The following is a 22,569-nucleotide window of genomic DNA, read 5'->3' as shown; positions in this document are numbered from 1 at the left end:
ACAAGAGGAGGGATAAGAACCCCAACAAAGAGAGCGCGCAGAGAAATCGGGGGACCCGGGCCGGGTGGGTTGTCCGGGGGGGGGGGGGGCGGGTCTTCCCCCCCCCCCCCCCCCCCGGGCCCGGTGCCGGTGGCGCGCTCGGTGGTGCGCCCGGTGTCGGTGGTGCGCTTGGTGGTGCGGTCGCTCACGGCGCCTGGAAGCCCGCCGTGGTGAGCACCTGCTTGGCCTCGGGCGACTGGATGTACGCGACGAAGGCGGCGGCGCCGTCCTTGTTCGGGGCCTTGGCCAGGGCGGCGATCGGGTAGTCGTTCACGGCCTTGTCGGCCTCGGGGAAGTCCACGCTGTCGATCTTCCCAGCGTCCGCCTTCACGTCGGTCTTGTACACGAGCGAGGCGTCGACCTCGCCGAGCTCGACCTTGGTCAGCGCGCCCTTGACGTCCTGCTCCAGGGTGACCGGGGTGAGGTTGACGTTGGCGGCCTTGAGCGCGGTCAGGGCGGCGGCGCCGCACGGCACCTCCTTTGCGCACAGCGCGACCTTCACACCGGAGGCGGTGAGGTCGTTCAGGCCCGCGACGTGCTTGGGGTTGCCCTTGGGCACGGCGATGGTGAGCGTGTTCTTGACGAAGGTCTTCGGGTCGCCGCTCGCGCCGCCCGCGTCGGTCACGGTCTTCATGGTGGCCGGACTGGCGGCGGCGAACACGTCCGCCGGGGCGCCCGAGTTGATGCTGGTGGCGAGGCTGGAGCTGCCGCCGAAGTTGAACTTGACCTTGGCGCCCGGGTTCGCGGCCTCGAACTTCTTGCCGAGGTCGGTGAACGTCTCCTTGAGCGAGGCGGCGGCGAAGACGGTGATGTCGCCGGTGGCCTTCGGGACGCTGCCGCCACCGGCCGCCGACGAGGCCGAGGAGCCCGCCGTCGAAGCGGCCGAGGAGCTGCCGGACTTGCCACCGCCGTCGCTGCCGCAGGCGGTGGCCCCGAGGCTGAGGACGAGGGCCGCCGCGGCGGCGACGGCGAGTCTGCGGGTGGTCGTACGGGTGCTCATCGGGGCTTCCCCTCCAAGGCGTGCGCCGGAAGGGGCGCGGAGTGAGGCCGCAGGTGCGGCCATTACGGTGATCATAGTGCCGCAAATGCGAGTGATAAGTCCTCTGTCGCTTCGCACAGGCGGGGTGTGGCGGCGGTCTCCGCCCGGCTGTGCGAAGGCGCAAACGCGCACGGACGGCGCCGGAGCGGGAGTGCTGCGGGGGTCGGCGTGAGGGCCGGCGTGAGGGCCGGCGTGAGCGTGCTGCCGGGGAAATTACGTCGCGCAGGGGGCGGCCGGGCGGACAGAGTGGGGGCGATTCGTACGGCAGTCCGTACACACCACCCGGGCCGAACGGCCCAGAAGAGGAGGAGGGGTCCGTCCATGTCCACGTTGCGCGTCACCGCGGAGAAGCTGGTCGTCCTGGAGCACCCGAACGCCGACGCACTGGAGCTCGCGCAGGTCGGCCTCTACCGGGCGGTGGTCGCCAAGGGCAGGTACCGGACCGGCGACTACGCCGTCTACATCCCCGAACAGTCGGTCCTCCCGGTGAAGTTGATCGAGGAGCTGGGCCTGACGGGCAAGCTGGCCGGCAGCAAGTCCGACCGGGTGAGGGCCGTCCGGCTGCGCGGTGAGCTGTCCCAGGGCATCGTCTGCCTGCCGGCCGCGCTCGCCGGCACCGACCTGGCGGACGCCGCCGGGCGCGGCGAGGACTTCGCCAAGCTGCTCGGAGTCGTCAAGTGGCAGCCCCCGGTACCGACCTCCATGAGCGGCGACGTGCTGAGCGCGCCCGACCTGCTGCCCTGGGTGGACATCGAGAACCTCAAGCGCTACCCCGACGTCTTCGAGCCCGGCGAGCCAGTGGTGCTGACCGAGAAGCTGCACGGCAGCTGCTGCCTGATGACGTACACCGCCGCCACCGGCGAGGTCCGGGTGTCGTCCAAGGGCATCGGGGCGCAGGGGCTCTCACTGGTCGAGGACGAGCGCAACCTGTACTGGCGGGCCGTGCGCGCGTACGACCTCCCCGCCGTGGCGGCCCGACTGGCCGAGCGGCTGGGCGCCGAGCGGGTCGGCGTCTTCGGCGAGGTCTTCGGCGCCGGTGTGCAGGACCTGACGTACGGAGCCTCCGGCCGTGCCGAACTGCCCGGCTATGCCGTGTTCGACGTGTCGGCCGTGGTGGACGGGCAGCTGAGGTGGTACTCCGCCGCCGAACTGCTCGACGGCGAACTGCTCGACGGCGAACTGCCGCTGGTGCCCGAACTGTGGCGGGGGCCGTTCGACCCGGAGACCGTGCTGGCCTTCGCCCAGGGCAAGGAGACCGTCTCCGGGCGTGAACTCCACCTGCGCGAAGGCGTGGTGGTCCGGCCGGTGACCGAGCGCTGGAGCCCGGTGGTGGGCGGACGGGCGATCGCCAAGGTGGTCGGTGACGCCTACCTGACGCGCAGGGGCGGCACCGAGTACGAGTGATCCCCGCCCCGTCGCGCCCTCTCGCGCCCTCCCCCGCGCTTTCACGCCTTCCGCAGCTGATGGATCGTCAGCTAGGTTGGTGGGTCGCCTGCGGAGAATGGAGTGCCGATGACCGCCGCCACCGCCCTCATCCCCGGGCCGGCCGGAAACCCCCTGGTCGGGTCGTTGTTCGACCTCACCCGCCGCCCGCTGCGCACCTACCTCGCCGCCCGCCGCGACCACGGGGACGTGGTCCGGTTCCGGGTCGGGCCGCCCGGGCTGCGGGTCGAGTTCTACGGGGTGTTCTCCCCGGGGGGCGTCCAGCAGGTGCTGGGCGGTGAGGCGGCCAACTTCCGCAAGGAGAACGCCTTCTACGACGAGTTGCGGACCAGCGTCGGTAACGGCCTGCTGACCAGCCAGGACGGCGACTACCAGTGCCAGCGCCGGCTGGTCCAGCCGCTGTTCACCCGCCGCCGGGTGGACGGCTACGCGGGCGCCGTCGCCCGGGAGGCGCGGGCGCTCACCGAGCGGTGGAACGCGATCCCGGTCGGGGTCGTGGACGCGGCGGGGGAGATGTCCCGGTTCGCGCTGCGAGCCGTCGCCCGGATCCTGTTCGGCGCGGACGTCGAGGAGGCGGTGGCGGTGGTGGACCGCAGCTTCCCGGTGCTCGGTGAGTACGTCTGGGACCGGGGCTTCGCGGCGATCCGCATCCCGCGCACCTGGCCGACCCCCTCGAACCGGCGCGGCGCCGAGGCCCAGCGCGCCCTGTACGCGGTCTGCGACCGGATCATCGCCGAGCGGGCCGCGCGCGGCGGCCTGGACGAGGACGCGGACGACCTGCTCACACTGCTCGGACGGGCCCGTGGCGAGGACGGGGAGCAACTCGACCCGGCCGAACTCCGGGACCAGGTACTTGTGTTCCTGCTCGCCGGGCACGAGACCACGGCCACCTCGCTGGCCTTCGCGCTGCACCTGCTCGCCAAGCACCCCGAGCAGCGGAAGCTCGCCCAGCAGGAGGCGCAGACCGTGCTGGCCGGCCGGGAGCCGACCGCGGCGGACCTGGAGTCGCTGCCGTACATCACCCGGGTGCTGAAGGAGGCGATGCGGCTCTACCCGGCGGCGGCCCTGGTCGGGCGGCGGGCGGTCGCCGAGACGGTCATCGACGGGTACGTGATTCCGGCGGGTGCCCAGGTCGTCGTCTCGCCACTGGTCACCCACCGGCACCCGGCGCACTGGCCGGACCCGGAACGCTTCGACCCCGACCGCTTCCTGCCCGAGCAGGAGAAGGACCGGCACCGCTACGCCTGGTACCCGTTCGGTGGTGGTCCGCGGGCGTGCATCGGGCAGCACTTCGCGATGCTGGAATCGGTGCTGAGCCTGGGCGTGCTGCTGCGGGACTTCGAGATGGAGGCGGTGGACGAGCGGGTGGCGCTCGCCCAGGGCATCACGCTCCGCGCGGCGAGCCCGATGCGGATCCGGGTGACGGCGCGGGGAGCCGCAGGGCTCGCCGGGTAACGGCTGACAGCGTTCAGATTTCAGATGACAGAGGATGAAATCTGTTATCTGTCATCTGTTTGTTGTTATCTGTTCGCTGCCTCTCCGGGTGTGTGGCCGGCCGGCGCCCACCGGGGGGTGCGGGTGCGCGGCGGGGGCGCCGCCCCGGCGGGACAGCGCCCCCGATCGGCTCTGCCGGTGCCTCAGCCCCGGCTCTGGAACACGATCTTGGTCCAGGTGGAGCCCGGGCAGTTGCCCCAGACGTCCCAGGCCTGGGATCGGGCGCCGATCCACAGGCCGGTGGTGCTCGTGCCGTTGGCACAGTAGGTGATGGTGCGCAACTCGCCCGAGTAGACGTTGCAGTAGCCCTCCCAGCGCCACCCGTAGTTCGCGGTGATGACGCAGTGGTAGGAGGCGGCGGCCACCTCGGGCGAGGCTCCGATGGCATTGGCGGTGATGGTCTGGTCGGCGACGGTGGGCGCGGCGGCGGCGGGCAGGGTGGTGGTCCCGAGCACGCCGAGGGTGGCCGTGGCGGCGGCCCCGAACGTGGCGATCTTCCTGGCGATGCGACCTCGCATGGCGGTTTCTCCTCGCTCAGCGGTACGGATCGGGCGGTGCGTCCCCGGCCGTCCAGATCCACGGGGTGGGTGAATTCCGGCTTCCCGTCCGGCCGATGACGTATTGCGCACGAATGACTGCGTACAGTGAGACGACGGCCTATGATGTGAGATGTGTCACAACCTTTTCTTTGGGTTGTGACCTGCCCAACTGGGCTTTCGGAGTGCCGATTTCCGGGGAGAGCGGCATGGCGGAATGCGGCGGTAGGTGTGGTGGCGGACGCGGGGGCGGCGGTGGGAAGGACTTCGGTCCGAGGCCTGCCGATCGTCAATCGGACGATTTCAACCGGGTGTTCACGGAAATGCTGCCGAGGCTCCACCGGGCGGCCGCGTCGCTCACCGGCGGGCTCGCCGCCGGGGACGTGGTGCATGACGCGTATCTGCGGATCGCCCGCAGGCCGGAGCGGTTCCTGAGCCATCCGCAGCCCTACGCCTACGTGTTCACCACGATGGCGAACATCCTGCGCGACCAGTGGCGCCGGGAGCGGCGGAGGGTCGTGCTGCCCGATCCGTGCGAGACGGCCGAGCGGGAGCGGGACCGGCCGCCGGTCGAGTCGCCGTCGGGCGGGATGGCCGAGCTGCAGGCGCGCTGGGAGGTGCTCCGACTGCTGGGCTGCCTGACGGCGAAGCAGGCCCGCGTGGTGGTGCTGGTGGACCTCGACGGCTACACCGTCGACGAGGCCGCCGAACTGCTGGGCCTGCATCGCAGCACGCTGGCCGTCACCCGTCGCCGCGCCCACGGGAGGCTGCGCGCGGTCCTCGCGCGGGAGCGGGAACATGAGCGGGAGGGCGAGCGGGACCATCGGCCGGGGCCCGCCCTCGAAGCGGCGCCCGGCGCGGGGTCCGCTGCGGGGTCCACTGCGGGGCCCGGTGCAGGCCCTGGGGCGGCGCCCGAAGCGGCACCCGACGCACCGAGCTGACGCCAAGTCAGCTGATGCGCCGCCCCGGCCCGTACGCTGAAAATCGTGATCACGTACGAGGACCACCGCCTCCGCGCCCTGGCTGACGACGGCCGCTGGCCCGAACTGCTGACCGCCTACCGGCAGGGTCGGGCGGCAGCCGTGGAGCGCGCCGGGGAGGAGCCCGCGGCGGCGCTGACCGCGCCGCTCGGCCACCTGATCGCCTACTCGGCGCCGCCGGAGCTGGCCGTCCGGTTGTTCGACCGGGACGGCGGCCCGGGGACGGTCGCCGGGGTCGCCGACCATGACGCCGGTCCGCTCTGGGAGGTGCTGGCGACCCGGCATTCCTGGCTGCGGCTGGCCCCGCTGCTCGTCCCGGCCCCGGTGCGCCGACTGGTCGCGCAGACCCGGGTGCTGCTCGGCGAGGACCTCTCGTACGGGGCCGAACCCGACCCGGAGGGCGTGCCGCTGCTGCTGGCGCCGTGGGAGGCGGCCGGCTGGGACGAGGGGGCGCGGGTGCGCCAGTACCTGCCCTGCGGGGGCGCGCGCAGTGCGCTGCTGACCCTGCCGGCCAGCCGGGAGGGTCTGGGCGAGGTGACGCTGCCCGCATCGGGCGTACGGCTGGGCGGGCAGCGGGCGACCCGGGCGCTGGCCGCACTGGCGGACTGGGCGGAGGTGGTCTGCGTCCGGGGCCCGGCGCCGCAGGCGGCCGCCCAACTGGCCCGTAGTTCCCGGGTCACCGGCGGGTACCTGCCGTTCGCGCTGGTCTATCCGGCGCTGGTACAGGCCGCCGTCGTGGACCGCGGACGGGGCTCGGCGCACGGACGGCTGGCGCTCTGGCGGGCGCTGGTCGAGATGGCCGGCGCGAAGGGTACGGACGGGTCGGACCGGGCGGAGGTCGACGCGCTGGTGGCCCGGATGCGCTGCTTCATCTGGCACGAGCCGACCGCCGGGCTGCGCCATCTGCACGTCGCGCTGGAGGACCCGGCCTGTGGCCTGGCCTGGGCGGTGAGCGGCTCCGAGGACCTGTGAGGACCTCCGAGGACCTGCGAGGACCTGTGGGGACCCGCGAGAACCGGTGAGGACCGGTGAGGGCCTGTGGCGAAGGCCCGTCGGACATGCGGAACCCCCGGTCCGGCGCCGTTTCCGGGGGAGGTGGTGGCGCCGGACCGGGGGCGTATGAGGGGGCCGCTCAGGCGGCCGCGGCCGCGCCGCTCTGGACGGGGACGGCTTCCGGAGTCGCCGGGACGGCCTCGGGGGCCTCGACCGGCCCGCCGTGCGCGTCGACCAGGGTCCGCTCGTCGAACGGCTCCTCGCCGGCCAGCACCCGCTGGGCGCGGTCCGCGTCGAGTTCGCCGGTCCAGTGCCCGATCAGGACGGTGGCGACGGCGTTGCCCGCGAAGTTGGTGAGCGCACGGGCCTCGGACATGAAGCGGTCGATGCCGACGATCAGGCCGACCCCGTCCACCAGCGCGGGCTTGTGCGACTGCAGTCCGCCGGCCAGGGTGGCCAGCCCGGCGCCGGTGACCCCGGCCGCACCCTTGCTCGCGATCACCATGAACACCAGCAGCGAGAGCTGCTCGCCGATCGACATCGGCTTGTCCATCGCCTCGGAGATGAAGATCGACGACATGGTGAGGTAGATCGCGGTGCCGTCGAGGTTGAAGCTGTAGCCGGTCGGCACGGTGATGCCGACGACCGGGCGGCTCACGCCGAGGTGCTCCATCTTGGCGATCAGGCGGGGCAGCGCGCTCTCGGAGGAGGAGGTGGAGAGGATCAGCAGGAACTCGCGGCCCAGGTAGCGCAGCAGGGCGAACACGTTGACCCCGGCGACCAGTCGCAGCAGCGCGCCCAGGACGACGACGACGAACAGCACGCAGGTCGCGTAGAAGCCGATCATGATGACCGCGAGGCTCTTCAGCGCGGCCGTGCCGGTCGCCCCGACGACGGCGGCCATCGCCCCGAAGGCGCCGATCGGCGCGACCCACATGATCATCGACATGACCCGGAAGACCAGCCGCTGCACGTGCTCGATCCCGCGCAGCACCGGGGCACCGGCCGGGCCCATCGCCTGGAGGGCGAAGCCGGTGAGCAGTGCGACCAGCAGGGTCTGCAGCACCTTGCCCTCGGTGAGGGCCGAGAATGTGGTGGTGGGGATCATCCCGAGCAGGAAGTCGGTCGTCGACTGGGCGCCGCCGGCGACGGCCTGGGCGTGGCCGGACTTCGCGAGCGCGGCAGTCAGGTGCAGGCCGCCGCCGGGCTCCAGCAGGTTGCCGATGGCCAGGCCGATGGCCAGCGCGACGGTCGACATGACGAGGAAGTAGCCGAGGGCGAGGCCGCCGACCTTGCCGACCTTGGCGGCCTTGGTCACCGAGCCGATGCCCAGCACGATGGTGCAGAAGATCACCGGGCTGATCATCATCTTGATCAGGTTGACGAAGCCGGTGCCGACCGGCTTCAACTCCACGGCGAAGCCGGGGGCGGCCAGCCCGACCGCGATGCCCGCGACCACGGCGGCGATGACGGCGAGGTAGAGGTAGTGGGTCCGGTCCCTGCGTCTGGATCCCCCCGCCGGTGCGGCTCCATCGATCGACATCTGCGGCTCCTTCGCCGTGCGGTCCTGGCGGCCCCGGGTGGTGGGCCGCTCTGACTATCGGGCCTGGGCGTGACGGAGGTCACGTTTGCGTTCATAGAGTTCACGGCCGGGTGTCGCTGGGCCGTGGGGTGCGACGGGGCTGGGGGGCGTTCGTCGACAGGTCGTCGGCAGGCCGCCGACCTGTCGCGGGCCCCTGGGGGACCCCGGGAGTGTGGTGCACACTGGCAGGCATGTCCGTGCGCACCGCCCCCACGCCCTCGCGCCGACGGCTCCCGGCACCCCGCGGGCTGGTCCGCAGCCTGGCTGGGCAGCTCTTCGTCGTCCAGGTGGTCATCGTCGCCGCCGTGGTGGCGGGCGGTGCGGTGCTCGCATACCTCTTCACCGCCGACCGGGCCGAGGACGCGGCCCGCCGTCAGGTCACCGCTGTCGCCCACGCCGTCGCCGACTCGCCCTCCGTGCGGGCCGCCGTCACCACGCCGGACCCGACCGCGGTGCTCCAGCCGTACGTCGAGCAGGTGCGGGTGGACACCGGCGTCTCCTTCATCACCGTCATGGACACCGAGGGCGTGCGCTGGACCCACCCGCTGCCCGAGCAGATCGGCAAGCGCTTCCTCGGACACATCGACTGGGCACTCGCGGGGGAGACCCGCAGCGAGACGTACACCGGCACGCTCGGGCCGTCCGTGCGGGTGGTGACGCCGGTGTTGGACGACCGGCACCAGGTGATCGCGCTGGTCAGCGCGGGCCTCACGGTGGAATCCATCTCCGCGCAGTTGAGCGGCCCGCTGCTCGCCCTGGTCGGGGTGGCGGTGGCCGCGCTCGGGGTCGGCGGTGTGGGCACCTACCTCGCCAACTCCCGGCTGCGGCGGCACACCCACGGCATGGGGCCGGCCGAACTCAGCCACCTCTACGAATACCACCAGGCGACCCTGCGCTCGGTGCGCGAGGGGCTGGTCCTGCTGGACCGCGCGCACCGGGTGGTGCTCTGCAACGACGCGGCCCGTGAACTGCTCGGACTGGGCGGCAACTTGGAGGGCCGCCTGATCGTGGAGCTGGGACTGCCGCAGGCGCTGGTCGCGGCCGTGCTCGGCGACGAGCCGGTCCGGGACGAGGTGCACCTGACCGCCGAGCGGGTGGTGGTGCTCAACACCTCCACCATCGGCACCGGCCTCGGCCGGGTCGTCACCCTGCGCGACCACACCGAACTCCAGTCGCTCAGTGGAGAGTTGGACTCCGTACGGGGCTTCACCGAGGCCCTCGGGGCGCAGGCGCACGAGGCGGCCAACCGGCTGCACGCCGTCGTCTCGCTGATCGAACTCGGCCGCCACGAACAGGCGGTGGAGTTCGCCACCGCCGAGCTCGCGCTCGCCCAGCAGCTCACCGACCGGGTGGTCGCGGCGGTCGGCGAACCAGTACTGGCCGCGCTGCTGCTCGGCAAGGCGGCCCAAGCGGCCGAACGGGGAGTGGAGTTGACCCTCACCGACGACAGTCGGATCGACGACGGGCTGCTGCCGCCCGGGCTCTCCGCGCGGGACCTGATCACCGTCCTCGGCAACCTGATCGACAACGCCGTGGACGCCGCCATCGCCGGAGCCGCGCAGAGCGCGGTGCCGCCGGAGGTCACCGTCACCGTGCGGATCGATGGCGGTGGCGTGGGTGGCGTGGGTGGCGTGGGTGGCGGCGACGCGGCTCCGGGTGGCGGCGATTGCCTGCTGCTGCGCGTCGCCGACACCGGGGCGGGGATCGACCCGGCCGCCGTCGAGGACGTGTTCCGGCGCGGCTGGAGCACCAAGCAGGACGTGCGCGGGCACGGTCTCGGGCTGGCGCTGGTCTCCCAGGCCGCCCGGCGCAACGGCGGCAGCGTCGAGGTCGGGCGCGACCGGGGTGCGGTGCTCACCGTCCGGCTGCCGCTCGCTGGGCTGCCGGCACGATCCGGTGAGCGGCAGCCGGGGCAACTCGGGAGCCCGGAGCAACTTGGCCAGCCGGGCCAGCCAGGCCAGCCGGGGCAGCCGGGCCAGCCAGGCCAGCCGGGGCAGCCGGGCCGACGGGAAGGGGTGTCGCGATGACCGAGGTGACCGCCGGGCCGGGGATCTCCGTGCTGGTCGTCGAGGACGACCCCGTGGCCGCCGCCGCGCACACCCTCTACGTCGAGCGCGAACCCGGCTTCCACGCCGCCGGGACGGTGCACAGCTGCGCCGACGCGCTGCGCTTCCTGGACCGCGCCCGCGCTGCCGGGAGGCCCGTCGACCTGACCCTGCTCGACCTCTACCTGCCGGACGGCCACGGCCTCCACCTATGCCGCTCGCTGCGTGCCGCCGGCCACACCACCGACGTCATCGCGGTGACCTCGGCCCGCGACCTGGCGATGGTGCGGCAGGCCGTGTCGGCGGGCGTGGTCCAGTACCTGCTGAAACCGTTCAGCGCCGCCGCCCTGCACGACCGCCTGGAACGCTACGCCCGCTACCGCGACAGCCTCGGGCGCACCGGCGAGGCGACCGGGCAGGACGAGGTCGACCAGGCGTTCGCCCTGCTCCGCACGCCCGAGCGCAGCAGCCTCCCCAAGGGGTTGAGCGCGCCCACCCTGGACACCGTCGCCGCCGTACTGCGCGAGACGGCGACGGGTCTGTCCGCCGCCGCCGCGGGCGTCGCCGCCGGGGTCTCCCGGATCACCGCGCGCCGCTACCTCGAACACCTCGTCGACACCGGGCGGGCGGTGCGGGAACCGCAGTACGGGAGCGTGGGGCGGCCGGAGCTCTGCTACCGGTGGAAGGGTGGCGGGGCGGCTCCGGGTCGGCGGGGGTGAGGGCCGTGACCTTTTCGCCGGTGGCTCGTTGGCAGGACCGGGGGCGGTTCACTCACTCGGGTGGTTCTGGGGGCCCATGGGGTATCCCGCCAGGTCAGGGGCGGTAAAGTTAGGCTTACCTAACTTCTTCTGGGGGTTTGCCTTGTCGCTCGCCGCCGTTCCCGCCCAGGTTCCGGCCTCCTCCTCCGGAACTGTCGGAGCCGCCGGAGCCGCCGGAGCCGCCGGAGCCGCCGGAGCCGTCGGAGGTGTCGAATCCGCCGGTGTCGCTGGAGCCGCCGGTGCCCCGGCCTCCGGCGAGGCCATCCTGCGCCGCCAGCGCGTACGCGAGTCCGCCGCCCGTACGTACGCCCGGTCCTTCCCGATCGTCCCGGTACGGGCCCACGGCATGACCGTCGAGGGCGCCGACGGGCGGCGCTACCTGGACTGCCTCTCCGGCGCCGGGACGCTCGCCCTCGGGCACAACCACCCGGTGGTGCTGGAGGCGATCCGCCGCACCCTCGACAGCGGCGCCCCGCTGCACCTGCTCGACCTCGCCACCGCCGAGAAGGACGACTTCACCAGCGCCCTCTTCGAGAGCCTGCCCGCCGACTTCGCCGCCGGCGCCCGGATCCACTTCTGCGGGCCGGCCGGCACCGACGCCGTCGAGGCCGCGCTCAAGCTGATGCAGACCGCCACCGGCCGGTCCGGCGCGCTCGCCTTCACCGGCGCCTACCACGGCATGACCGCCGGAGCCCTGGCGCTCACCGGAAACGTCGCCGTCAAGGAACCGCTGCCGAGCGGCGGCGAGGTCGTCCGGCTGCCCTACCCGTACGGCTACCGCTGCCCGTTCGGCGTCGGCGGCGAGGCCGGCGCCGACCTCGCCGCGACCTACGTCGAACGGCTGCTCGACGACCCCTCGGGCGGGGTCGTCCCGCCCGCCGCGATGATCCTGGAAGCCGTCCAGGGCGAGGGCGGCGTCGTCCCCGCGCCCGACGGCTGGCTGCGCGAGATGCGCCGGATCACGGCCGAGCGGGGCATCCCGCTGATCGTCGACGAGGTGCAGACCGGCGTCGGGCGCACCGGGGCGATGTGGGCCGTCGAGCACAGCGGCATCGTCCCGGACGCCATGGTGCTCTCCAAAGCCATCGGCGGCAGCCTGCCGCTCGCCGTCGTCGTCTACCGGGAGGACTACGACGGCTGGCGCCCCGGCGCCCACACCGGCACCTTCCGCGGCAACACCCTCGCCATGGCCGCCGGCGCCGCCACCCTGCGCCACGTCGCCGCCCACGGGCTGGCCGAGCGCGCCGCCGTCGTCGGCGAGCGGATGACCGCCCGGCTGCGCGGGCTCGCCGCCGAACTGCCGGTGATCGGCGACGTGCGCGGGCGCGGCCTGATGCTCGGCGTCGAACTCGTCGACCCCGCCGCCGATCCGGACGCCTGCGGGGCCAGGCCGGCCGACCCGGCGCTCGCCCGCCGGGTGCGGGAGGCCTGCCTGGCACGCGGGCTGATCGTCGAGCTCGGCGGGCGCCACGACGCGGTGCTGCGACTGCTGCCGCCGCTGACCATCACCGACGAGCAGGTCGCCGCGGTGCTCGACCGGCTGGCCGACGCGATCGCGGCCGCTGCGGCCGTCGAACCCGTCGCTGCGGCGAGCGCCGCGGCTCCCGCGGCCCGGGGCGCCGAATGAGCGCGCGGCGAGGGGGCGATGGCGGTTCAGGGGAAGGCTCGGGAGGAGGCTCGGGCGCCCGAGCCGGGGCCGGTGGTGACTCCGGTGCCGAGGGCGGTTCCGGGGCCGGAGTCGGGGCCGGTTCTGGAGTTGGAGGCGGTTCGAGGGCTGGTGGCGGTTCCGATGCGGGTTCCGGCTCGGGTTCCGGTGCCGCAGCCGGACTGCCCGGCGGGCCCGCCCCGTTGGACGCCCTCGCGGGCGGCGTCGGCGGGCCTGGCGCGCTCGGACCGCTGCTGGCCACCGTCCTCGACGCGCTCGACCACGGCATCGCCCTGCGCGGCGGGCCGCTGCCCGCAGGCAGTCCGGCCGAGCTCGGTGCGCTGGTCGCCGACGGTCTGGCCGGCGCCCACGGGCCCGGCGCGCTCGCCCGCCTCACCGAACTCCTCGCCTACGGCGCCGCCGACCCCGCCGACCCGGCCTGCGCCGCCCACCTGCACTGCCCGCCGCTCGCCGTGGCCGCCGCCGCCGACCTCGTGGTCAGCGCCCTCAACCCCTCCCTGGACTCCTGGGACCAGGCCCCCGCCGCCACCGCCCTGGAGACCGCCCTCCTCGCCGAACTCGCCGCCCTCGTCGGCTACGACCCGGCCCGCGCTGCCGGCGTCCTCACCTCCGGCGGCACCGAGTCCAACCTCATGGGACTGATGCTGGCACGGGACCAGAAGCTGGACGGCATCGTCGAATTGGACGGCATCCCGGCCGGAGTCCGGCCGTGCGTCGTCGCCTCCGAGGCCGCGCACTTCTCCGTCCAGCGCGCCGCCGCCCTGCTCGGGCTCGGCGAGCGCGCCGTCACCACCGTCCCCGTCGACCGGCAACTCCGGATGGAACCAAAGGAGTTGGAGCGGACCCTGGCCGAGGCCAGCTGGGCCGGACGCACCCCGATCGCCATCGTCGCCACCGCCGGCACCACCGACACCGGCGGCATCGATCCGCTGCACGTCGCCGCCGACCTGGCCGGCCGCTACGGCGCCTGGCTGCACGTCGACGCCGCGTACGGCGGCGGCGCGCTGCTCTCCGACCGGCTCGCCCCGCTCCTCGACGGCATCGACCGCGCCGACTCCGTCTCCCTTGACTGGCACAAACTCGGCTGGCAGCCCGCCGCCGCCGGCGTCTTCCTGGTCCGCCGCACCGAGACCTACGTCTCGCTCGCCCGCCGCGCCGAGTACCTCAACCCCGTGGACGACGAGCAGGCCGGCTACCCCAGCCTGCTCGGCCGCTCGCTGCGCACCACCCGGCGGGCCGACGCCTTCAAACTCGCCGTCACCTTGCGCACCCTCGGCCGCGACGGGCTCGGCCGACTCGTCGACGCCTGCCACGAACTCGCCCGGTCGGCCGCCGAGGCCGTCCGCGCCGAACCGTCGCTCGAACTCCACGCCGAACCCGCGCTGACCGTCGTGCTGTTCCGCTACCGGCCGCCGGGCCTGACCGACGAGGCTGCCGTCGACGAACTCAACGGCAGCCTGCGCCGGTTGCTTCTGCGCACCGGGCGGGCGGTGGTCGGGCGGACCGAACTCCCGGGCGAGGGGCCGGGCCGGGTACGGCTCAAGCTCACCCTGCTCAACCCGCACGCCACGGCGGGGGAGGTCCGTGTACTGCTGCGCGAGGTGGTGGGCGCCGGGCGGAAGGCCGAGGGGGACCGGGCCGGCTAGGCGCGCGCTGCGGGGAGTCGGTCATCGCCGGTCATCGCCGGCCGACCGGCGCCCGGGCAGGCCCCGTTCGGGACCGAGGACCAGGGCGCCGATTCATGACCGCGACCGGATGACCATGGTTGCCGCGGTGGCGGTGGCGGTGGCGGCGTGGCTGTGGTTGCGGTCGGTCAGTCGCTCAGGAGTGTGGTGCGGGTGAGCTCCCAGGTCTCCGGGTCGGCGGCGACCAGCAGGCCGTTCTCGCAGCCGGGGGCCTCGGGGCGGTAGGGGGTGCCGTCCAGCCGGGCGGACACGCCGCCGGCCTCGGTGACGAGCAGGGAGCCGGGGGCGTGGTCCCAGGGGAGGGTGCGCCAGTAGAGGAGGAAGTCGAAGCGGCCCTCGACGACGTCCGGGTACTCGATTCCGGCGGCGTGCCGACCGGGGGAGACCTCGCCGAAGGCCGACTCGTTGGCCTGCAAACGCCGGCGGTGTTCCGGGTCGAGGTAGCGGCTCTTCACGGATCCGCGCAGCTTCGCGGCGTCGCGCGGTGCCGGCGGCCGGGTCAGGCGCACGCCGTCGCGCCAGGCCCCGGAGCCCAGTTCGGCACAGTAGGCGGTGGCGGTGGCGGGCTGCCAGATCCAGGAGGCGACGGTCTCTCCGCCGCGGACGAGCGAGCACATCACGGCGTACTCGGGGCGGCCTGCGACGAAGTTGGCGGTGCCGTCGACCGGGTCGACCAGCCAGGCGGCGGGCTCGTCGTGGAGGGCCTGGGCGAGTTCGGGGTCGGCGGAGACCGCCTCCTCGCCGACCACGGGGACGGGCAGCAGCTCGCGCAGGCGGCGGGCGATGATCACCTCGGCCTCGCGGTCGGCGACCGTCACGATCTCGCCGGGCGCCTTCTCCATCACCTCGCCGGCGGCCAGCGCCCGGAAGCGCGGCTCCACCACCTCGGCCGACGCCTCGGCGAGTATCGCCGCCACCTTGTCCATCAGCACGTTCGCGCTCCCTTCGCTGCCTACCACTGTCGCACGAGTGTGCGGAGGCGACCTGCGGCGACCCCTGGGGCGGGCGGGGCCCGCGGGTGGGGTCCGGCGCGCGGACGGGCGGGCGGCGGGGCTCGAACAGGGAACGGCGAACAGATAACAGATAACAGATTTCGAAATCTGTTATCTGTTATCTGTCAGCTGTTACCTGCTGCCCGTCCTCCCGGGGGTGCCCTCAGTCGCCCAGGTAGTGGAACCCCGGGCGCGGGTGCATCAGGAACTCGTGGTGCGAGATGTTCCAGGCGTACGCGCCCGCCATCGCGAACAGCACCCGGTCGGCTGCCCGCAGGCCGTCGGCGTCGGCGGCGGCCCGGGCGAGGACGTCCTTCGGGGTACAGAGCTGGCCGGCCAGGGTGGCGCGGCCGGTGGCGACGGCGGGGCGCGGCCACGGGTGCGGCCAGGCGTCGACCGGGAGCACCTCGAAAGGCTGGGAGTGCCCCCGGGTGGCGGGGGTGCGCAGGTGGTGGGTGCCGCCACGGACCACCGCGAAGTCCTCGCCGTGGCTCTGCTTCACATCCAGCACCTCGGTCGCGTACCAGCCGCAGTGGGCGGTCAGGGCCCGGCCGGGTTCGATCCGCAGGGTCAGACCGGGGTGGGCGTCCAGCAGCTTGGCCAGCCCTTCGCCGAAGGCCGTCCAGTCGAAGTGGTTCGCCGGGTCGTCGTAGTCCACGGCCATTCCGCCGCCGACGTTGACCTCCGCCAGCGGGAAGCCGTGCCGCTCGGCCAGCGCGGCCGACCAGGCCACGATCTGCTCGGCGACGGCCAGTTGCTCAGCCGCCGCGAGCCCGCTGGCCAGATGGGCGTGCACGCCGCGCAGACGCAGCCGCCGTCCGAGCGGGCCGGTGCCGTCGCCGGTGAGCTGGCGCACGCACTCCTCGGCGCGGTCCGGGTCGAGCCCGAAGGGCGTCGGTCGCCCACCCATCGCGAGTGCCACCGCGTCGAGCGCACCGGTGGCGACCGGCAGGTTGACCCGTAGCAGCACGTCGACCACCGTGCCCGGCCGGTCCGCGAGGACGGCGTCGAGCCGGTGCAGTTCCTGCTCGCTCTCGATGTGCCAGCGGTGCACCCCGGCGTCCACGGCGGCGGCGATCTCGGCGGGCGTCTTGCCAGGGCCGCCGAAGGCCAGCGGCGCGTCCGGAACGGCCGCCCGCACGTGCGCCAACTCACCTCCGCTGGAGACCTCGTAGCCGTCGACCGCGTCGCGCAGCGCGGCCAGCAGCGGCGCCTCCGGATTGGCCTTGGCGGCGTAGTACAGCTCGACCCGCGCGGGCAGCGCGGCCCGGACGGCGGTGGCGTGCGCGCGCAGCGCCGCCAGGTCGTAGACGTAAGCGGGCAGGGCGTCGGGCGCGAGGGCGGCGACGTGCCGGCGGACGATCTCGGTCATCGGGCGGCGCTCCCGAGGGAGAGGGGGGTAGCGGTGCGGGCGGCCTGGGCGAGGACGGATCCGGCGAGCGGCGAGGGCAGGCGGACGTAGCCGGCCTGTCGGTCGGCCTTGCGCTCCCAACGGGTGAGCAGGTTGGCCTTGGCCGGCAGCGGCACGCCCGCGAGCAGCGCCCGCAGCCGGGGCGGGCGGCCGTGGCCTGCCGCGTACTGCTCCAGGGTGTCCCGGACCGCCTGCCACAGGGCGCCCTCCAGCTCGGGGTGGCGGTCGGCGAGGACGGCCAGCAGTTCGGCGACGTGGTTGACCAGCAGGCAGTAGACCACCCGGTCCCAGCCGCGTTCGGCGTCGTACGTCATCGGCCCGGCGACCTCGGGCGGGAGGGCGGCCAGGAGGTCGGCGTTGTGCTCGGGGACGAGCTTGGTGCCCTCCAGGTCGCGGAAGAGCACCTGGGTGGGGTGCCCGGTGGCGTCGACGCCGATGAGCACGTTCTGCAGGTGCGGCTCCAGCACCACGCCGTGGTCGAAGTAGGCGGCGAGCACGGGCGGGATGAGCAGCCCCAGATAGGCCCGCCACCAGTCCAGGGCCCGGGAGGCGTCCGAACTCCCCGCCAGTAGACGGGAGATGTGGGCGGAGCTGGTCGGGTGCTCGTCGGCGACGGCGGCGGCCAGCAGCGGGGTGACGCCGGGCCGCAGCACGCCGCCGAAGCCCTCGCGGACGATCAGGCCGAAGCCCTCGTACAGCGCCTGGTCGGGTCGGCCGTCGGCGCCGGGCAGGGCGAGGGTGCGGAACGCGGGCTCGCGCAGCATCGCCGCGTCGGGGAAGCGCCGGGCGAGGTCGGCGAGGGCGGGGGCGAGCAGCCGGGTGAGTTCGACGGCGCCAGTGAGCTCGTAAGCGGCGTTCTTGCGCAGGCAGTTGGTGATGCGCACGTTGAGGCTGAACTTGAGGAAGGCGTCCGCGCCGTGGAGGGTGCGCACCGAGGCGGTGGCGGCGAACTCCTCGCCGCGCGGCCCGAGGTCGAGGACGTCCCCGCGGTCCAGGGCGTCGCGCAACAGCGGGTGATCGCCGATGAGTTGGTACTGCCAGGGGTGGGCGGGCAGCAGGCGGTATCCGTCCGGGACGTCGCCGAGGCCGTCCAGCAGGGCGCTCGCGCTGTTGTCCAGGGACTGCTCGGTGAGCAGTTCGGCGCGGACGGCGAGGTGGCGCAGCGGGAACGCCGCGCGGGACTCCGGGGCGTACCCGCGCCAGTCCCCCCGAGCGGCGGAGCGGGACTTGGGCGCCGGGTGGAAGCGGTGGCCGAACAGCAGGGCCTGCTCGGACTCCAGGTAGCGATCCGGTCCGGAGACCGGGCGGTCGGCCAGGCTCTGCCGGAGGCCGTCGTGGCTGGAGGTGACCTGGCCGAGGAACTCCTCGTTCACCGTGCCGGTGCGCAGCTCCAGTTCGTCCTGCACGTGTTCCGCCAGCTCTCGCCAGTTCAACTCCGCCCAGATGCCGCCTCGTTCGATCTCGACCGGGCCGGTGAAGCGGTGCGCGCCGAGCAGCGAGGTGCGGCGCAGGGCGATCCGCAGCAGGGCGCCGCGCCGGGGCAGGCGCAGCAGCAGGCGGCCGTCGGCCACGGCGGTCTGGTGCTCGGGGGCGGAGACCTCGCGCAGCAGGCAGTTCAGCAGGGTGTGGGCCACCGCGTCGTCGGCGGTGGGCAGTTCGTGGCTGATCGGCTCGTGGGTGATCGACTTGGGGGCGATCGGCTCGGGGGTCATCGGCGACTCCAGCGCTGGCGGAGGGACGGGAGGGAGAATGCGGTGGCCGCGACGGCGGCCAGCAGGGCGGCGGCGGTGCCGGCCACCACGGGCGCGGCGGCGCCGAACTGCCCGTTGGCCAGCGCTGCGACGGCGCCGGCGGCGACGGCGCCGCCCTTGGAGACGAGTTCGAGCGTGCCGAACATCCGCCCGGGCGCGCGCCCTTGGGCCGCTCCGGCGGCGAGCACGGCGAGGCAGACCAGGCCGAGCGTGAGCCCGGCGCCGAGCAGCAGCCGGACGGCGACGAAGACCGGGAGCGAGTACGCGACGGCGTGCCCGGCCAGGCCGAGCGCGACGAGGCCGAAGCCGAGTGCGATGCCGGTGTGCGGGCGGGCGTGGAACAGCGTGTGGACGCGTGCGGCGAACACCAGGTAGCACAGGTGCGGCAGGGCGAACAGCACGCCGGTGGTGGTGCCGGAGACGCCGGGAAGCCGTTGCTCGGCGAGCGAGATGAGATAGGGGAAGGAGATGACGGTGGCGAAGACGAAGACGAACTCGAAGACGTAGAGCGGGAGGAGCGGGGCGGCGGGTGCCCGCTCGGCGCGGCCCTCCGACGCGGGGGTGGCCGCCGGACGGTCCGGCTCGGGCAGCAGGGACAGCAGCAGCGCGGCGGCGAGCGGGAGGACGGCCATCACCAGGTACTGGCGGTGCGGGTCGATCCACGGGGACAGCGCGCCGACCAGGATCGGTGCGGCCACCAGGGCCGCCCGGGCGCTGCCTTGCATCAGGGTGAGTGCGCGGGACAGCCGCGGTCCGTCGAGGGCGGCGGCGAGGTAGCCGTTGGTGGCGGCGAAGGTGCCGCCGAGGAAGCCCTGAAGGACCAGCGCGAGGGTGAACGCGGGCAGGCTGCCGGCGGCCCCGGCCAGCAGGAAGGAGACGGTGAGCCCGAGTTGGGCGCGCAGCAGCAGCCGCTTGCGGCCGAAGCGGTCGGCGAGCCGACCCCACAGCGGTGCGCCGAGCGCGCTGAAGACCGTCGGGACGATGTAGAGCACGCCGGCCCACCGGGCCTGCGGATCGCCGAGCGTGGGCAGGATCGCGGTCAGGTACGGCGGCAGGCCCAGCGCGGCGAAGGAGGCGACGAAGTAGCAGGCGGCGACGGCGTGCACCTGGCGGCGGCCGAGTCCGCCGGAGTGGTCGGTCCCGTGGCCGGACCGCTGCGAAACGGTCTCCACACTCACCGGGTGATCCCGTCCGCCAGCAGGTAGTTGGGGCCGCTGGTGTAGTGCTTGTTGATGTCGGCGGCGCCCGAGCGCTGCTTGCTGAGCAGGGTCCCGGCGCTGACCATGGCCTTGACCGGCAGGCGTTCGGCCTCCAGCAGGTCCGTCCGCAGCGGCTCACCGGCCGGTCTGATCCGGTCCACCGCTTCGGCCAGGCGCTTTCGCAACAGTGTGAGCACGTCGGTGAGTTCGGCGCGACGGTGCTCGGCGAGGCCGAACGCGAGCGCGCCGGTGCACAGGTGGCCGGTGATGGTGGTGAACAGGTCGGTGAGCGCCCGGTCGTCGTCGCCGAAGATCCGGGCGTCGTCGAAGTCGGCCCGGGTCGGGGCGAGTTCGCCGAGGCGGGCGGTCATCCGGGCGGTGTGCACGCGCGGGCCGTCGTCGTCCTTGTAGAGCAGGCGCAGTCCGTCGCCGTCGAGCACCAGGGAGGTGTTCTGCTGGTGCGACTCCAGTGCTATGCCGTAGTCGAACAGCGTGGTCTGCCAGTCCAGCAGCAGTTCCAGCAGGGAGTCGTAGAAGGCGAGTTGGTCGCCGTCGTGGAAGCGGTCGGCGAGGTGGTCGAGCACCAGGCGGCCCCCGGGCGCGGGGGCCAGCAGGGCGGCCAGCGGGACGGTGACGGCCCGCTCCAGCCCGGCGGGGTAGCGGCGCAGCAGGACGGCCAGCAGTTCGTGACCGGCGTGCGCCCAGGTCTGCTCGTCGGCGTGCAGGACGCGGCCGGCGAAGCGCGGCTCGCGGGCCAGAACGGCCTCGATCAGGCGCTGGCCGGCGGCGCCGTCGAGCAGTGTGCCGGGCTTGATGGTGCGGCGGTTGAGCCGGCCCAGCGTGGCGGTGGCGAGCGGGAGTTTGAGGTGGCAGGCGGGGTCGTCGGCGACGGCGACGGTGCGCATGGAGAGCGTCGGCACGACGGTCAGGTAGGGCCGTTCGGCGAGCACCGCGCGGTCGGCCAGGCCGACCGCCTCCAGTGCCTCGTCCAGCGGGGCGCCGACGGTGAGGGGGTGGACCGGCAGGGTGGTCCAGCCGTCGCCGGGGCAGGCGTCCGCAAGGCCCAGCCAGGCCGGAGTGGGCCACCAGCTCGGGAGCGGGCGCCGGCCGTGGGTGGTGAGGGCGTCGGTCGGGACGGCCAGCCAGCGCAGCTCGAACGCGGGGTGGAACTCCGGTGCGTAAGAGTTCAGTTGGTGTTCGGTGAGGCCGGACCGGCCGCGTGAGGTCGGGTAGACGGGGTGGTCGAGGTAGGCGGCCAGGGTGTCGTGGCCGAGGGCGGCGGCCAGACCGGTCCAGTCGGCCGGGTCCTCGCCGTACAGGTCGGTGAGCCGGGCGTGCACCTCGGGCCGCGCGCGCTCGTGCAGTTCCATGGTGGCGAGGGTCTGGCGGCACTCCTCGGCGAAAGCGTCCCAGCCGGGCCGGTCCTCGGCCTCGGCCAGGCCGGCCAGGGCTGCCACGATGGCGTCCAGGCCGGTGAGCCGGCGCCCGGCCAGCTCCAGTAGGGGCAGCCGGGCGGCGTACTCGCACTGGAAGCCCTCGACGGCGACGGGCAGGGCGAGTTCGGCGTCCGCGACGGTGAACCAGGCGCCGTCCGCGCGGTCCTCCACGGCGCCGCGGGTGCGCAGGCCGAGGACGTCCTCGCGCAGCAGGGCGGAGAGCACCCGCAGGGTGAGCTGCTCGTCGGCGGTCACGGGGTGATCTCCCAGCGGTTGGCGGCGCGGAACCGGGCGACGGCGGCGTCCACGGCTTCCTGGTCGGCGCCGATGGCCCACATCACGCCCAGGTAGTCGCGGTTGGTGCGGTAGTGCTCGTGCCGCTCGCCGAGCGGGCGCAGCGGGCGGTAGGCGAGCCGGACGCCGTCGCGCTCCTCGTCGTACGGCCCGGGGGCGGCGGTGAGGAGGCCGGCGCGGTCGGCGCAGACCACCTCGTTGCGGGCCCGGCGCGGGGTCGCGGCGCACTGCGCGCCGAGGTCCGCGGGGAGTTCCCGGCCGAGGTGGGCGGCGAGGATGTGCTCGAAGAGCGGGACGCCGAGGACCTCGGCGAGCATCAGGTCGCACTGGTCGCCGATGGCACGGTAGTTGACCTCGATGATCCGGGCACGGCCGTCGGGCTGCACGACGAACTCGGTGTGGCAGGCGCCGAGTCCGATCCCGAGCGCGTCGAGTTGGGCGAGCACCTGCGCGACCACCTCACCGGGGTGCGCGGGGACGAACTCCAGCACCTCCTCGATGAAGTCCGGCGGCGGGGAGAGCTGGGTGCGGAAGCCGCCGAGGACGTGCCGGCGGCGGCCGTCGCCGAGCGTCTCCAGGGTGCACAGCCGGCCGTCCAGGAACTCCTCGACGACCAGCGTCGCGCCGGCCCGGCGGTGCTGGATCTCCCGGCAGCGGAGGGCGAGTTCGGCGGCGTCGGCGACCAGTGTGACGTCCTCGCTGGCCACTCCCTCACGAGGTTTGACCACGCACGGGAACGGCGGCTCCAGCTCGGCCGGGTCCTGCCCGGGGGCCAACTCGGCGGACCAGACGGCGTCCTGGCCGGTCAGGGCGAGGTGGCGGCGCAGCTGGCCCTTGTCCTTGGCCCGCAGTGCGGCCTTCCAGTCCTTGGCGGGGAGGCCGAAGTACTCGGCGGCCAGGGCGGTCTGGGTCTGCAGGTGGTCGCTGTTGCTGAACACCGCGTCGGGCGCGTGGTGGCGGGAGACCAGGCTGATCACGGCGCGGAAGTCCCGGACGTCGCACTCCAGCACCGCGGGTGCGGTGAACGGGAGGTCGGCGTAGGCCTTCTGGTGGGGTTCGGCGTGGTCGGTCAGGACGGTGACGTCGAGCCCGAGCCGGGCGGCGGCGGGCAGGAAGCCGGCGGTGACCGAGTCGGTGGGGTTGAGGGCGAGCAGGTAGAGCCGCATGGGGTGGTGGTCCTTGAGGGTGGTGGCGGACGGGAGTGACGGCGGGCGGTGGCGGTGGCG

At 74.0% G+C, this 22,569-nt stretch carries 17 protein-coding genes; 8 read left to right on the top strand and 9 right to left on the bottom strand.

All coding sequences use genetic code 11. The annotated features are described in order from the left end of the window. Nucleotides 1-184: 184 nt before the first annotated feature. Nucleotides 185-1,039, bottom strand: coding sequence for a molybdate ABC transporter substrate-binding protein (gene modA / locus AC07AL_RS03525; protein WP_478316677.1), 855 nt, complete (start codon nucleotides 1,037-1,039; stop codon nucleotides 185-187). A gap of 360 nt (nucleotides 1,040-1,399) precedes the next feature. Here modA and AC07AL_RS03520 point away from each other — a divergent pair, with 360 nt between their 5' ends. After that, entirely contained in the window at nucleotides 1,400-2,482 is a 1,083-nt protein-coding gene (locus AC07AL_RS03520) for an RNA ligase (ATP) (protein WP_478316675.1), read from the top strand. Between the two features lie 108 nt (nucleotides 2,483-2,590). Then, nucleotides 2,591-3,976, top strand: coding sequence for a cytochrome P450 (locus AC07AL_RS03515; RefSeq protein WP_478316673.1), 1,386 nt, complete (start codon nucleotides 2,591-2,593; stop codon nucleotides 3,974-3,976). 182 nt (nucleotides 3,977-4,158) lie between these two features. On the opposite strand, the gene AC07AL_RS03510 is transcribed toward AC07AL_RS03515, so the two are convergent. Further along, nucleotides 4,159-4,533: a hypothetical protein gene (locus AC07AL_RS03510; RefSeq protein ID WP_478316671.1), complete on the bottom strand. Its 375-nt coding sequence runs from the start codon at nucleotides 4,531-4,533 to the stop codon at nucleotides 4,159-4,161. A 113-nt stretch (nucleotides 4,534-4,646) separates the two neighbouring features. On the opposite strand from AC07AL_RS03510, the gene AC07AL_RS03505 reads away from it, so the two are divergent. Together AC07AL_RS03505 and AC07AL_RS03500 are read left to right on the top strand one after the other, a co-directional pair. Continuing rightward, nucleotides 4,647-5,492, top strand: a complete 846-nt coding sequence (locus AC07AL_RS03505; protein WP_478316669.1) for an RNA polymerase sigma factor — start codon at nucleotides 4,647-4,649, stop codon at nucleotides 5,490-5,492. A 45-nt stretch (nucleotides 5,493-5,537) separates the two neighbouring features. Then, a complete protein-coding gene (locus AC07AL_RS03500) occupies nucleotides 5,538-6,503 on the top strand; it encodes a hypothetical protein (RefSeq protein ID WP_478316667.1) in 966 nt (321 codons plus the stop codon). Nucleotides 6,504-6,663: 160 nt separating this feature from the next. Here AC07AL_RS03500 and AC07AL_RS03495 read toward each other — a convergent pair whose 3' ends face one another. After that, nucleotides 6,664-8,067, bottom strand: coding sequence for a cation:dicarboxylate symporter family transporter (locus AC07AL_RS03495; RefSeq protein ID WP_478316665.1), 1,404 nt, complete (start codon nucleotides 8,065-8,067; stop codon nucleotides 6,664-6,666). Nucleotides 8,068-8,297: 230 nt separating this feature from the next. On the opposite strand from AC07AL_RS03495, the gene AC07AL_RS03490 reads away from it, so the two are divergent. The 4 genes from AC07AL_RS03490 to AC07AL_RS03475 all read left to right on the top strand — a co-directional run bounded on the left by AC07AL_RS03490 (nucleotide 8,298) and on the right by AC07AL_RS03475 (nucleotide 14,221). Beyond that, complete coding sequence (locus tag AC07AL_RS03490; RefSeq protein WP_478316663.1) at nucleotides 8,298-10,133, top strand: ATP-binding protein; 1,836 nt, start codon at nucleotides 8,298-8,300, stop codon at nucleotides 10,131-10,133. Further along, nucleotides 10,130-10,870: a response regulator gene (locus AC07AL_RS03485; protein ID WP_363579387.1), complete on the top strand. Its 741-nt coding sequence runs from the start codon at nucleotides 10,130-10,132 to the stop codon at nucleotides 10,868-10,870. Before AC07AL_RS03490 ends, AC07AL_RS03485 begins: the two co-directional genes overlap by 4 nt. Nucleotides 10,871-11,171: 301 nt before the next feature. Beyond that, nucleotides 11,172-12,536: a diaminobutyrate--2-oxoglutarate transaminase gene (locus AC07AL_RS03480; protein ID WP_478316699.1), complete on the top strand. Its 1,365-nt coding sequence runs from the start codon at nucleotides 11,172-11,174 to the stop codon at nucleotides 12,534-12,536. 221 nt (nucleotides 12,537-12,757) lie between these two features. After that, the gene (locus tag AC07AL_RS03475; RefSeq protein WP_400984296.1) at nucleotides 12,758-14,221 is read left to right on the top strand and encodes a pyridoxal phosphate-dependent decarboxylase family protein; all 1,464 of its coding nucleotides are present in this window, start codon (nucleotides 12,758-12,760) and stop codon (nucleotides 14,219-14,221) included. A 167-nt stretch (nucleotides 14,222-14,388) separates the two neighbouring features. On the opposite strand, the gene AC07AL_RS03470 is transcribed toward AC07AL_RS03475, so the two are convergent. The 6 genes from AC07AL_RS03470 to AC07AL_RS03445 all read right to left on the bottom strand — a co-directional run bounded on the left by AC07AL_RS03470 (nucleotide 14,389) and on the right by AC07AL_RS03445 (nucleotide 22,509). Next, nucleotides 14,389-15,186, bottom strand: a complete 798-nt coding sequence (locus AC07AL_RS03470; protein ID WP_400805280.1) for an inositol monophosphatase family protein — start codon at nucleotides 15,184-15,186, stop codon at nucleotides 14,389-14,391. 229 nt (nucleotides 15,187-15,415) lie between these two features. After that, nucleotides 15,416-16,624, bottom strand: coding sequence for a type III PLP-dependent enzyme (locus AC07AL_RS03465; RefSeq protein WP_478316661.1), 1,209 nt, complete (start codon nucleotides 16,622-16,624; stop codon nucleotides 15,416-15,418). Further along, nucleotides 16,621-18,375, bottom strand: coding sequence for an IucA/IucC family protein (locus AC07AL_RS03460; protein ID WP_478316659.1), 1,755 nt, complete (start codon nucleotides 18,373-18,375; stop codon nucleotides 16,621-16,623). The genes AC07AL_RS03465 and AC07AL_RS03460 overlap by 4 nt, the downstream gene beginning before the upstream one ends. After that, a complete protein-coding gene (locus tag AC07AL_RS03455) occupies nucleotides 18,372-19,592 on the bottom strand; it encodes an MFS transporter (RefSeq protein WP_400984306.1) in 1,221 nt (406 codons plus the stop codon). Before AC07AL_RS03455 ends, AC07AL_RS03460 begins: the two co-directional genes overlap by 4 nt. Continuing rightward, a complete protein-coding gene (locus AC07AL_RS03450) occupies nucleotides 19,589-21,304 on the bottom strand; it encodes an IucA/IucC family protein (protein WP_478316657.1) in 1,716 nt (571 codons plus the stop codon). Before AC07AL_RS03450 ends, AC07AL_RS03455 begins: the two co-directional genes overlap by 4 nt. Next, a complete protein-coding gene (locus AC07AL_RS03445; RefSeq protein WP_400804910.1) occupies nucleotides 21,301-22,509 on the bottom strand; it encodes an ATP-grasp domain-containing protein in 1,209 nt (402 codons plus the stop codon). The genes AC07AL_RS03450 and AC07AL_RS03445 overlap by 4 nt, the downstream gene beginning before the upstream one ends. Between the last annotated feature and the right edge of the window lie 60 nt (nucleotides 22,510-22,569).

This window comes from Kitasatospora sp. NPDC043949, assembly GCF_056435365.1.
This window is presented reverse-complemented; position numbering and strand designations above follow the sequence as displayed.

Coding starts and splice junctions, on each gene's coding strand:
- modA (WP_478316677.1), bottom strand. CDS start 1,039: ATGAGCACCCGTACGACCACCCGCAGACTCGCCGTCGCCGCCGCGGCG.
- AC07AL_RS03520 (WP_478316675.1), top strand. CDS start 1,400: ATGTCCACGTTGCGCGTCACCGCGGAGAAGCTGGTCGTCCTGGAGCAC.
- AC07AL_RS03515 (WP_478316673.1), top strand. CDS start 2,591: ATGACCGCCGCCACCGCCCTCATCCCCGGGCCGGCCGGAAACCCCCTG.
- AC07AL_RS03510 (WP_478316671.1), bottom strand. CDS start 4,533: ATGCGAGGTCGCATCGCCAGGAAGATCGCCACGTTCGGGGCCGCCGCC.
- AC07AL_RS03505 (WP_478316669.1), top strand. CDS start 4,647: ATGACTGCGTACAGTGAGACGACGGCCTATGATGTGAGATGTGTCACA.
- AC07AL_RS03495 (WP_478316665.1), bottom strand. CDS start 8,067: ATGTCGATCGATGGAGCCGCACCGGCGGGGGGATCCAGACGCAGGGAC.
- AC07AL_RS03490 (WP_478316663.1), top strand. CDS start 8,298: ATGTCCGTGCGCACCGCCCCCACGCCCTCGCGCCGACGGCTCCCGGCA.
- AC07AL_RS03485 (WP_363579387.1), top strand. CDS start 10,130: ATGACCGAGGTGACCGCCGGGCCGGGGATCTCCGTGCTGGTCGTCGAG.
- AC07AL_RS03470 (WP_400805280.1), bottom strand. CDS start 15,186: ATGGACAAGGTGGCGGCGATACTCGCCGAGGCGTCGGCCGAGGTGGTG.
- AC07AL_RS03465 (WP_478316661.1), bottom strand. CDS start 16,624: ATGACCGAGATCGTCCGCCGGCACGTCGCCGCCCTCGCGCCCGACGCC.
- AC07AL_RS03460 (WP_478316659.1), bottom strand. CDS start 18,375: ATGACCCCCGAGCCGATCGCCCCCAAGTCGATCACCCACGAGCCGATC.
- AC07AL_RS03445 (WP_400804910.1), bottom strand. CDS start 22,509: ATGCGGCTCTACCTGCTCGCCCTCAACCCCACCGACTCGGTCACCGCC.